Origin of the sequence: Exiguobacterium sp. SH5S13 (assembly GCF_004337085.1) — a bacterium.
GTDB classification, from domain to species: Bacteria; Bacillota; Bacilli; order Exiguobacteriales; family Exiguobacteriaceae; genus Exiguobacterium; species Exiguobacterium aurantiacum_A.
Map to the genome: position 1 here is coordinate 59188 of NZ_SJUS01000015.1, position 10254 is coordinate 69441.

Annotated in this window: 8 protein-coding genes, 14 tRNA genes and 2 rRNA genes; 1 reads left to right on the forward strand and 23 read right to left on the reverse strand. The window is 50.7% G+C overall.

Translation table 11 applies throughout. The annotated features are described in order from the left end of the window. Positions 1 to 15: 15 nt before the first annotated feature. The 3 genes from glgA to EVJ30_RS09150 are packed head-to-tail and all read right to left on the reverse strand — an operon-like array spanning position 16 to position 3750. Entirely contained in the window at positions 16 to 1449 is a 1434-nt protein-coding gene (glgA, locus tag EVJ30_RS09140; RefSeq protein WP_131458145.1) for a glycogen synthase GlgA, read from the reverse strand. A gap of 11 nt (positions 1450 to 1460) precedes the next feature. Next, entirely contained in the window at positions 1461 to 2561 is a 1101-nt protein-coding gene (glgD, locus tag EVJ30_RS09145) for a glucose-1-phosphate adenylyltransferase subunit GlgD (RefSeq protein WP_131458147.1), read from the reverse strand. A gap of 34 nt (positions 2562 to 2595) precedes the next feature. After that, positions 2596 to 3750, reverse strand: a complete 1155-nt coding sequence (locus tag EVJ30_RS09150; RefSeq protein ID WP_131458149.1) for a glucose-1-phosphate adenylyltransferase — start codon at positions 3748 to 3750, stop codon at positions 2596 to 2598. A gap of 152 nt (positions 3751 to 3902) precedes the next feature. On the opposite strand from EVJ30_RS09150, the gene EVJ30_RS09155 reads away from it, so the two are divergent. Then, positions 3903 to 5690, forward strand: a complete 1788-nt coding sequence (locus EVJ30_RS09155; protein ID WP_236634124.1) for a transglycosylase domain-containing protein — start codon at positions 3903 to 3905, stop codon at positions 5688 to 5690. Positions 5691 to 5780: 90 nt separating this feature from the next. Here the strand turns inward: EVJ30_RS09155 and EVJ30_RS09160 are convergent, their stop codons facing one another. From EVJ30_RS09160 to EVJ30_RS09255, 20 genes are all read right to left on the reverse strand, one after another. After that, positions 5781 to 6338: a DUF5366 family protein gene (locus EVJ30_RS09160; protein ID WP_131441616.1), complete on the reverse strand. Its 558-nt coding sequence runs from the start codon at positions 6336 to 6338 to the stop codon at positions 5781 to 5783. A 228-nt stretch (positions 6339 to 6566) separates the two neighbouring features. After that, a complete protein-coding gene (trmL, locus tag EVJ30_RS09165; protein ID WP_131458153.1) occupies positions 6567 to 7040 on the reverse strand; it encodes a tRNA (uridine(34)/cytosine(34)/5-carboxymethylaminomethyluridine(34)-2'-O)-methyltransferase TrmL in 474 nt (157 codons plus the stop codon). A 10-nt stretch (positions 7041 to 7050) separates the two neighbouring features. Then, positions 7051 to 7485: a methylated-DNA--[protein]-cysteine S-methyltransferase gene (locus EVJ30_RS09170; RefSeq protein ID WP_131458163.1), complete on the reverse strand. Its 435-nt coding sequence runs from the start codon at positions 7483 to 7485 to the stop codon at positions 7051 to 7053. After that, positions 7475 to 8623: a tRNA epoxyqueuosine(34) reductase QueG gene (gene queG / locus EVJ30_RS09175; protein WP_131458165.1), complete on the reverse strand. Its 1149-nt coding sequence runs from the start codon at positions 8621 to 8623 to the stop codon at positions 7475 to 7477. Before queG ends, EVJ30_RS09170 begins: the two co-directional genes overlap by 11 nt. A gap of 73 nt (positions 8624 to 8696) precedes the next feature. Continuing rightward, positions 8697 to 8767 (reverse strand) — tRNA-Gly (locus EVJ30_RS09180). 6 nt (positions 8768 to 8773) lie between these two features. Then, positions 8774 to 8854 (reverse strand) — tRNA-Leu (locus EVJ30_RS09185). Between the two features lie 9 nt (positions 8855 to 8863). Next, positions 8864 to 8937: transfer RNA gene (locus tag EVJ30_RS09190), tRNA-Cys, on the reverse strand. A 12-nt stretch (positions 8938 to 8949) separates the two neighbouring features. Beyond that, positions 8950 to 9024: transfer RNA gene (locus tag EVJ30_RS09195), tRNA-Gly, on the reverse strand. Between the two features lie 4 nt (positions 9025 to 9028). After that, positions 9029 to 9103: transfer RNA gene (locus tag EVJ30_RS09200), tRNA-Gln, on the reverse strand. A 6-nt stretch (positions 9104 to 9109) separates the two neighbouring features. After that, positions 9110 to 9185 (reverse strand) — tRNA-His (locus EVJ30_RS09205). Between the two features lie 9 nt (positions 9186 to 9194). Further along, positions 9195 to 9265: transfer RNA gene (locus EVJ30_RS09210), tRNA-Trp, on the reverse strand. Between the two features lie 4 nt (positions 9266 to 9269). Then, positions 9270 to 9353: transfer RNA gene (locus EVJ30_RS09215), tRNA-Tyr, on the reverse strand. Between the two features lie 3 nt (positions 9354 to 9356). Beyond that, positions 9357 to 9432 (reverse strand) — tRNA-Phe (locus EVJ30_RS09220). Between the two features lie 31 nt (positions 9433 to 9463). Continuing rightward, positions 9464 to 9539, reverse strand: a tRNA-Asp gene (locus EVJ30_RS09225). Between the two features lie 8 nt (positions 9540 to 9547). Beyond that, positions 9548 to 9621 (reverse strand) — tRNA-Met (locus tag EVJ30_RS09230). A gap of 17 nt (positions 9622 to 9638) precedes the next feature. Then, positions 9639 to 9713: transfer RNA gene (locus EVJ30_RS09235), tRNA-Glu, on the reverse strand. Between the two features lie 19 nt (positions 9714 to 9732). Then, a tRNA-Ser gene (locus EVJ30_RS09240) sits at positions 9733 to 9823 on the reverse strand. A 15-nt stretch (positions 9824 to 9838) separates the two neighbouring features. Next, a tRNA-Asn gene (locus tag EVJ30_RS09245) sits at positions 9839 to 9913 on the reverse strand. Between the two features lie 8 nt (positions 9914 to 9921). Further along, positions 9922 to 10037, reverse strand: a 5S ribosomal RNA gene (gene rrf / locus EVJ30_RS09250). A gap of 94 nt (positions 10038 to 10131) precedes the next feature. After that, positions 10132 to 10254 (reverse strand): 23S ribosomal RNA (locus EVJ30_RS09255); the annotation flags it as partial.

Sequence of the window (10254 nt, forward strand, 5' to 3'; positions counted from 1 at the left end):
TAAATCTCCTTCCAGTCATGCGAATAGGTGATATAACTCACGGTATTGCTTAGCGGATTGTTTCCAGCTGAAGTCCGAAGTCATCGCTTGATGGACGAGCGCATTCCAAGTGTTATCCTCGTAGAAGACACGAATTGATTTTTCAATCGTCGCGAGCATCTCGTGAGCGTTGTAGTTCAAGAAACCGAAGCCAGTCCCTTCTTGCGTATAATCATTGTAAGGTTTGACCGTGTCTCGGAGTCCGCCTGTCTCACGAACGATCGGAAGCGTTCCATAACGCATCGAGATCAATTGGCTAAGGCCGCACGGTTCGAATCGAGATGGCATCAAGAAGGCGTCTGATCCCGCATAAATCAAGTGGGCCAGTTCGATATCGAACCCGATATACGAACCGATTTTCCCAGGATGGGCTGCCGTCATCTCATGAACAATCGCCTCATATTCAGGTTGACCCGATCCAAGGAAGACGAACTGGCAATCCAAATTCCCCAACTCATGGTTCACCGCATGAATCAAATCGAGACCTTTTTGCTCGACGAGACGACTCACGAATCCGATCAACATGATATCATCACGCACTTCGAGACCGTAACGTTCTTGAAGCATGCGCTTGTTGGCAAGCTTCCCTGTTTTGACCGTATCGAGATCATACGTTTGTGCGATTCGTTTGTCCGTGCTCGGGTCGTTCGTCGCCAAATCGAGACCGTTCAAGATGCCGCGGACGTCGACGGCACGGTGGCGTAGTGCCGCATCTAAACCTTCGCCATAGTAAGGTTCCATGATCTCATCGCGATAAGATGGACTCACCGTCGTGATTTGGTCGGAATGGACGATACCGGCCTTCATGTAATTGACGAGGCCGTTATGTTGGATGCCCTCTGCCGTGAAATGCTCGTGCCCAAACTGCAGCAGTTCACCAAGCACAGCTTCCGGGAAGATCCCCTGGTATTGCAGGTTATGGATAGTAAAGACCGTTCGAATCTTTTGGTACGCTTCGATGTGTTGATAATGGATTCGTAGAAACGCCGGAAGGACACCCGTCTGCCAATCGTGGCAGTGCAACACGTCCGGAACTTCTTCAATCTGCCCGATCATCTCAAGGACGGCTCGGGAGAAAAAGGCGAATCGTTCTGCATCATCGTAATGACCGTAGAGCACGCCTTCGCGATTAAAATAGTACTCGTTATCGATAAAGTAATACGTGATCCCGTCGCGCTCTAACTTCAAGACGGCCCCGAACTGCTTACGCCAGCCGACCGGGACGATCAAATCGAATAAATATTCCATCTCATCGACATATTCTTGTGCAATCGAGCCATACTTCGGCATTACGACACTGACATCTTCACCAAGGCTAGACACCGCTTGAGGGAGCGAGCCAATCACATCGGCAAGCCCCCCCGTTTTCATGAACGGTGCCGCTTCTGAAGCGACATACCATATTTTCATAATATCCTCCTTTAAACCGTTGTCCGTTTTCTGATGACGATCGGTTCATCGACCGTTCCACGAATGACCTGTCCACGTTTCACGACCACTTCTTTGTCTAAAATGGCGTTCTCGACGACAGCCCCTTCTTCGATGATCGACTTGGATAAAATGATTGAATTTTTGACGCGCGCATGTTCACTGATGACCACACCCCGGAACAAAATGCTAGTTTGGACTTCTCCACTGATTTTACATCCATTGGCGACTAGCGCTTCATTCACTTTCGCCCCTTTCAAGTAGCGAGTCGGCGGCTCATGTTTGATCTTCGTGTAAATATGAGGGAAGTCGTAGATGATTCCTTCTTGGCGAAGTAAGCGCATACTTTCATTATAGTACGAAAGCACCGAGTGAATCACCTGCGTTTTACCCGTATAGTGATATCCATGAACGTGGAGACGGTGGAGCTGAGGACGAATAACGCCGTCTAACAAGTCATACTCCCCTTTTGACGTCGCTTCATCGACGAGGCGGAGGAATAAGTTTTTCGACATAACGATCGTTTCTGTATATGCATGCTCATCGTCCGGGCTAAAGCCGCGCTCCCCGATCCCGACGACACGGTCGTTTTCCCCGAGTCGAATCGGACGACAGTAGCCACATTTTTGTTCATGCTCCGTGTAGGCGAGCGTGATGTCCGCACCCATCGATTTATGATGTTCGAGCATGTTTTGATAATCGATTGTCGTCAACACGTTCGAGCCGGTAATGACGACGTAAGCTTGTTTGCTGCGCACGAAGTGTTCCCGGTGCATCGCGAAGTTCGCTAAATCTCCGAGATAGGCTTCGCCATCCGGTTTAAGCGCCGGCGGGAAGATATGCAATCCGCCTTGTGAGCGGTCAAGATCCCACTCTTTGCCTGATCCTACATGGTCCATTAAAGAACGATACTTATCAAGTGTAAAAATCCCAACTTGATCGATACCTTGGGTAATCATATTCGTCAATGTAAAGTCGATGAGACGATAGCGCCCCGAGAACGGGACAGATGCTAAGTTGCGATGTCCCGTTAACTCCGGGAATAACCCTTCTTCGGTACCTAAGTTGATGATTCCTAACAAATCATTCGTCAACAATAACGCCTCCTTGCGTCGGTCTATTTTAGTATCAAGCACGTTGCTTGAAGACTGTTCCACTTTCGATATTTTCATGCGGCTCGATGACAACGATGTCACCCCCCGGCTCACCAACTGTCGCGCCGTCTTCAATGACGGCACAGCTAGCGACAATGGCTCTATGAATTGTAACGTCTTTCCCGATGCGGGCCCCTGGCATGATGACGGAGTCTTTCACAAGCGACCCTTCACCGACACGCACGTCATAGAACAAGACCGAATGTTGGACTTCTCCTTCGATTCGGCATCCTTCATTGATGACCGACTGCTCGACACAAGCATCTTTTCCGATGAATTGCGGCGTTTGGTTCGGGTTGACCGAGTAAATTTTAAAGTCTGGGTCATATAAATCGAACGGAGGATCTTCTTCGAGCAGGTCCATGTTCGCTTCCCATAGTGACTGGATCGTACCAACGTCTTTCCAGTAGCCTTTGAATTTATAGGCGAAGACGTTCAATCCGTCGATAAGCGTGTTTGGAATGATGTTCTTCCCAAAGTCAAAGCTTGACGTCTCGTCTTCCGCGTCTTGAATCAAGTGTTCGCGCAACACTTTCCAGTTGAAGATATAGATCCCCATCGACGCCAAGTTGCTCTTCGGCTTCTCAGGTTTTTCATCGAATTCGTTAATACGCAAATCATCGCTCGTATTCAAGATTCCGAAGCGCGGTGCTTCATCCCATGGGACGGCCATGACTGAAATCGTCACATCGGCTTGTTTTTCTTTGTGGAAATCGAGCATCTTCTCGTAATCCATTTTGTAAATGTGATCTCCCGATAAGATCAACACGTACTCCGGATCGTAGTCATCGATATAGCTCAAGTTCCGGTAGATCGCATTCGCAGTACCTTCGTACCAGTTTTTCCCCGACTGAGCTTGGTATGGCGGCAAGATAGCTAATCCGCCATTGCGGCGATCTAAATCCCAGGCAGACCCGATGCCGAGGTAACGGTTTAATTCTAACGGCTCATATTGTGTCAACACACCGACTGTCGTGATTCCCGAATTCGTACAGTTCGATAGTGGGAAATCGATAATCCGGTACTTCCCTCCAAAGTTGACGGCAGGCTTTGCCGTCTTTCTTGTGAGAGGCCCAAGTCTCTTGCCTTCCCCGCCAGCGAGGAGCATCGCAACCATTTCTTGCTTCATAGTACTGCCTCCTAAATTCATAATATAAACCTCTAATACCCTTTTTCGCTGTTTCCTAATGTATTCCTGCTTAAATTATTATATGATAGCGTTTACATTTTGAATTTTATTGAAAGTTTGACGATATAATGAATAGAGAAAGAGGTGAGACGATGAGAGCATGGCTCGGGGTTGTGTTTATTGCTGGATTGGTTGCCGTCGGCTTCACAGTCAGCGGAGCTTTAAAAGAAGAGATTGACCAAGCGAAAACGATTGTCGAGTGGGGTGAAGAGGCCGTCAGCTCCGCTCCGCTCTCATCGAAACATGCTGTCACGCTCACTTATAAAGGAGGGGCGGAACAGCTGTACTTGAACGGTCGCCGCAACGACGTCTCCGTCAATGGGCTTCCGAATCACATCCGTGAAGCAATCATCGTCATTGAGGACCGGAAGTTCAACGCCCATCCCGGCTATGACCTCGGAGGGATTGCCCGAGCGTTCATCAATAACGCCAACGAATCGTCGGTCCAAGGCGGGAGCACGATTACCCAACAACTGGCCCGAAACGTTTATTTAACGCACGAACGGACGTATGAGCGCAAAGTAAAGGAATTAATGATCGCACGAGCGCTTGAAAAAAATTATAGTAAAAAAGAAATTATGACCGCCTACAGCAACGTCATTTTCTTCGGTCATAACGTCTATGGTATCCAGTCGGCGGCCGATACGTACTTCTCCCGTCCACTCGACGATTTGAACTGGAACCAGATCGCTTACTTGCTGACCGTGCCGAATAATCCGTCCCTTTACGATCCGCTTGACCCGTCGCCTGCCTTTTACGAGCGTAAAGATCGCATCCTCACGCAATTGAGAGATGCGGGCGTCCTATCAAAGCAAGCATATGATGCGTTTCACGGCGTCAAACTCAAGGCCTCTTATCGCAGCCACAAAGTCCGCTATCCAGACTATATGGACACGGTCATGAAAGACGCGGTCCGCCTCGTCCGTACACGTTATGACCTCGATGAAGAGGCGGCCAAAAACTACTTGGCGAGCAATAAAGCGACAGTCGAAACGTATTTGTCCGTCGAACGTCAAAACCAAGCGAAACAAGTGATGAGCCGCTTACCGAACGGCTTGAACGGGGGCTATGCCGAATTGACGCCGAACGGGCGCATCGTCGCCCTCGTCGATTCTGATATGAAGCAGAGTGGTGAATTCAACCGGGCCACCCAAGCGTACCGGCAGCCGGGCTCGGCTATAAAACCTGTCCTTGTGTTTGCGCCTTACATCGAAGAGACCGGAGCGACGCTCGATACGGTGCTTGACGGACGACCTGTCTGTTACGGGACGTATTGCCCGACGAACAGCGGCAACCGTGTCCTAGGCGACGTCACGCTCCAAGATACGATCGCTTACTCGTATAACACACCGGCACTCGCCGCGTTCACGGCGATCGACCAAGAGCGAGCGTACGAGACGGCCGACATGATGTTCAGCCAGTGGGATCCAGCCAAGGACAGCAATCTCGCGAGCGCGCTCGGCGGTCTGACACAAGGAGTATCTCCGAAGGAACTCGCTGCCGCGTACACGCCTTTTCTCAATAAAGGTGTGTACGTATCTGGTCAGACGATTAAAGAAATCCGCTTTGCTTCGGGCGTCCCGACAATCAGCCCGGACATGATGAAACAAGCCGTCTGGTCGGACGAGACGGCCTCGGCGATGCAAGAAGCGTTATCTGCCGTCACAACGTACGGGACGGGACGTTACGCCGGCCAGATCAAGCGCCCTTACGTCGGAGGCAAGACCGGCACGACCAACTCGCATAAGGACATGTGGTATGTCGGCTTGACCGATCAGACGATCACGGCAATCTGGCTCGGTGCCGACACGCCGCGTCCGTTCCCGGAGCTTGCCAACCGGGCGTACCCGGCTATCGTTTGGACAGAGGCGCATCGCTAAAAAACAAGGCTAGAGGATGAGTCCTCTAGCCTTGTTTCGTCTGTCTGTATGTTTTCAGATGGACCAGCCACTCTTCTCCTGTCACAGTGTTCATAAGATGATATCCCCGACCGAGTTAAACAGCCTGAGGAGCGCCCAAACGAGCCCGCTTAACAGAATCGCCCACATCATCGCTTGAATCAACAAGAGCCCGATTGCTCGAAGTGTCGACATCAACTGGCTGACTTGCCAAATGTAGTAGAATAAATAGACGACAAACGTGCCAAGCAAGACCGCAATCGCTGCCGGCAGTGAAGTCAAAAACAAAAAACTGACACCTGAACCGACCAAGAAAATTGTCGCTCCTGGCTTTAAGCGATGGAGCGAGCTCCCGTTCGTCTCACGCGCAAAAAATGCGAAACCGAGTTGGTTAAACGTATCGGCGACGAGTTTAAAGGCGCTAAACAGCATGAAGTATATCGTGAAGAACATGACGAGCACGAGGATCTTCGTCTCTTGGACAGACAACAGCGCGATGATTTCACTATACACCCCGACACGCGTCAGCCATTGAATGGCGTATTCAGATGTGGCGATAGCGAGTGACATCGAAAAAAGAATGATCCCAATCAACGGGGCGTAGCTTAACAAGTACACATTTGTTTTCATATCGGCTCTCATTTCACAAAAATTTCTCATATTCAGTGCAAATCTATTATCAAGTATATTATAATATTCGTAGTCACGGAGAACAAAAGGGGGATTTTTAAATGGGATTATTACTAATGGTCGGAATCAGCGTCGCCTTCCTTGCGGCGATCTTAACAGCAGGATACAACAGAAAACCTGAAGGTAATCAATAAGAGCCGCGATTCTCACGAATCGGGCTCTTTTTTCTTACTTTAATCCCGCATAACCTTGTTGGCGTAGCGCCTCATAGACGATGATGGCCGCCGTGTTCGAGACGTTGAGCGAACGGACGAGGTTTGACTGGGGCAAGCGGATGCAGCGGTCAAGGTTGTCCTCGATCACTTCCATCGGCAAGCCTTTCGTCTCACGTCCGAAGACGAAGAAATAGTCCTTCTCGACGTCAGACACGTCAAGGTCACTCGGATACTGTTCGCCGTACTTTGTAATATAGAAAAACTCGCCGTCCGGATGTTGTGCCCATAGTTCGTCAAGCGAGTCATGGTAACGGACGTCAACGAACTGCCAATAGTCGAGGCCGGCCCGTTTTAACATTTTGTCATCCGTCGAGAAGCCGAGCGGACGAATCAGATGGAGCACCGAGTTCGTTGCCGCACACGTCCGCGAGACGTTGCCCGTATTTGCCGGGATTTCCGGTTGAAACATTACTACATGGTTAGCCATAATCTATTCCTCACTTCACTTGTTCGATATCGAGTAATCGTTGTTTTTGATCGAGCCCGCCCGCAAAACCCGTGAGCTGTCCGCTGCTGCCGACGACACGATGGCATGGGAAGATGACAGGCAGCGGATTACGGTTCAACGCCTGGCCGACGGCACGGACTGCTTTCGGACGTCCGATCTGCTCCGCGATTTGTTTATACGTCCGCGTCTCACCAGACGGGATCGTCAACAGCGCATCCCACACTTCTTGTTGGAAAACCGTCCCGTTCATGTCAATCCAGGCGCGGTCAATTGCTTGGAGTCCTTCCCGTTCGACCCGTTCTATCATGTCGACGAGCCACATCGGTGCGCTCCCATCTGCCTGTTCTGTTTCCGCAAAATCTAACGCAATTAATTTCCCCTGCTCATTTAATTCGTATGATAACGTTCCCCATTTAGATGACACGGTCTTCACGTTCCCACTCCTCTCGGAATATACGAATCTCTTCTTTAACCAGTTCTGATTGCTCTACGCGTTCGATCTCTTGATAGATTGCTTCGGCATCAGTACCGAGAATCGCACCGATCGCCCAGACAGCCGTCGCCCGCATGTCTTCACGCTCATCGGTTTGAATGAATGTTTCGAGCACCGAGACGGCTGACGGTTCACGGTAATGTGCGAGCGCTAAGATCGCGTTACGTTGAATCGGCTTCTTGCCGCGCCACGAGCCGGACAAGTGACCAAACTTCGCCTTGAACTCGCGGTTACTCAAGCTGAGTAGCGGTTCGAGCAGAGGTTTGACGACTTCTGCCTCCGGCAACAGTTCCTCGTGATGGCGCCAATCTTTCTTACGGTTATATGGACAGACTTGTTGGCACGTATCACAGCCGTAAAGGCGTCCACCAAGCTTTGAGCGGAACTCTCTCGGCATGAGCGTCTTCATCTGGGTCAAGTAAGCGATGCAGCGTTTGGCGTCAAGCACACCCGGTTCAACGAGCGCCGTCGTCGGACAGGCGGTCATGCATTTATCACAGTCCCCGCACCCGTCCTCGATTGCTGTATCGGGCGGCAGATACGTGTCTAAAATCATCTCGCCCAAGTACAAGTAAGATCCCTTCTCCGGCGAAATGATCGAGCAATTTTTTCCACTAAACCCGATTCCGGCCCGTTCGGCCACAGCCCGGTCAACGAGTTCACCCGTGTCGACCATCGAGCGCGTTTTGACGCCGGGAACGAGTTCTTCGATATACACTTGAAGCTGTTCAAGCCGTGAGCCGACGGCGCGATGATAGTCAAGCCCCCACGAGGCACGCGCGAACAACCCACGCCGTTCACCTACCACGCTTCGGGGCGCATCTTTCAATTTGCTCGGGTAGGCAACCGCAATCGCAATGATCGACTGGGCGTCCTCTAACAATAGTTCAGGCGTCGTCCGCTTATCAAGATCCGGTTCTTCAAATCCTGAAGCGAAGTCTTTCTCTTGTTGTTTGATGAGCCGTTGTTTCATGACGATGAACGGATCGGCCGTCGTCACTTTCAACTCATCGATCCCGATTGACGCAGCGTACTCGACAATCTGTTGTTTTAGTATCTCAGGAGTCATCCCATTCATCACCTCACTCTTCTTATTTTCGCATACAAAAAATCTCCCCGCCACTAAGGGCAGAGAGATATGAAGCGGGTGAAGAGAATCGAACTCTCGTCATCAGCTTGGAAGGCTGAGGTTTTACCATTAAACTACACCCGCAGAGAGTACCGGTGGTCGGAGTCGAACCGACACTCCAGAGGAACACGATTTTGAGTCGTGCGCGTCTACCAATTCCGCCACACCGGCATATTATGTTGGAGGCGCCAGTCGGAATCGAACCGACGATAGAGGAGTTGCAGTCCTCTGCCTTACCACTTGGCTATGGCGCCAAAGAGATTAAATGGAGCGGAAGACGGGATTCGAACCCGCGACCCCGACCTTGGCAAGGTCGTATTCTACCACTGAACTACTTCCGCAAAATGGCTGGGCTGGAAGGGATCGAACCTACGCATGTCGGAATCAAAATCCGATGCCTTACCACTTGGCTACAGCCCAACAAAATGGGGCGACTGAAGGGAATTGAACCCTCGAATGCCGGAATCACAATCCGGTGCGTTAACCACTTCGCCACAATCGCCATAATAAACAGGGGCAGCAGGAATCGAACCCGCGCTGACGGTTTTGGAGACCGTAGTTCTACCGCTAAACTATGCCCCTAAAGTGGTGGGGGGGGGCGGATTCGAACCGCCGAACCCGAGGGAGCGGATTTACAGTCCGCCGCGTTTAGCCACTTCGCTACCCCCCCACATGGTGGCTTTGGACGGAATCGAACCGCCGACACAAGGATTTTCAGTCCTTTGCTCTACCAACTGAGCTACAAAGCCATGTATGTAGTAATTTAGTTAAATAAAAAAATGGCGGTCCTGACGGGATTCGAACCCGCGATCTTCTGCGTGACAGGCAGACATGTTAACCGCTACACCACAGGACCAAAGCTAATTGCGGGGGCTGGATTTGAACCAACGACCTTTGGGTTATGAGCCCAACGAGCTACCAGACTGCTCCACCCCGCGACGATATAAAATTTAAATGGTGACCCGTACGGGAATCGAACCCGTGTTACCGCCGTGAAAGGGCGGTGTCTTAACCGCTTGACCAACGGGCCATAATTAGTATGGATAAACTGGCGGAGAGCAAGGGATTCGAACCCTTGAGACGGTTGTGCCGCCTACACGAATTCCAATCGTGCTCCTTCGGCCACTCGGACAGCTCTCCAAAGAAGAGAAAAAGTGGCTCCGCAAGTAGGATTTGAACCTACGACCTACCGGTTAACAGCCGGTTGCTCTACCACTGAGCTATTGCGGAACGATCTTGCCTGGCAACGTCCTATCCTCACAGGGGGAGACCCCCAACTACTTTCGGCGCTGAAGCGCTTAACTTCCGTGTTCGGCATGGGAACGGGTGTGGCCGCTTCGCTATCGCCACCAGACAAGTATTATATTAACATCATTTAACAGTGACGTCAATATGTTTTTAAGAGATTGAACTCTCAAAACTGAAGATTCATCAATACAAACCATTTCTAGATCAAAGCCTCGACCGATTAGTATCATTCAGCTCCACACGTCGCCGTGCTTCCACCCATGACCTATCTACCTCATCGTCTCTGAGGGGTCTTTCTTGATTGCTCAAAGGGAAATCTCATC

What these genes read in the sequence shown, in the direction of transcription:
- glgA (WP_131458145.1), bottom strand. Translation starts at nt 1,449, where the DNA reads ATGAAAATATGGTATGTCGCTTCAGAAGCGGCACCGTTCATGAAAACG.
- EVJ30_RS09150 (WP_131458149.1), bottom strand. Translation starts at nt 3,750, where the DNA reads ATGAAGCAAGAAATGGTTGCGATGCTCCTCGCTGGCGGGGAAGGCAAG.
- EVJ30_RS09155 (WP_236634124.1), top strand. Translation starts at nt 3,903, where the DNA reads ATGAGAGCATGGCTCGGGGTTGTGTTTATTGCTGGATTGGTTGCCGTC.
- EVJ30_RS09160 (WP_131441616.1), bottom strand. Translation starts at nt 6,338, where the DNA reads ATGAAAACAAATGTGTACTTGTTAAGCTACGCCCCGTTGATTGGGATC.
- trmL (WP_131458153.1), bottom strand. Translation starts at nt 7,040, where the DNA reads ATGGCTAACCATGTAGTAATGTTTCAACCGGAAATCCCGGCAAATACG.
- queG (WP_131458165.1), bottom strand. Translation starts at nt 8,623, where the DNA reads ATGACTCCTGAGATACTAAAACAACAGATTGTCGAGTACGCTGCGTCA.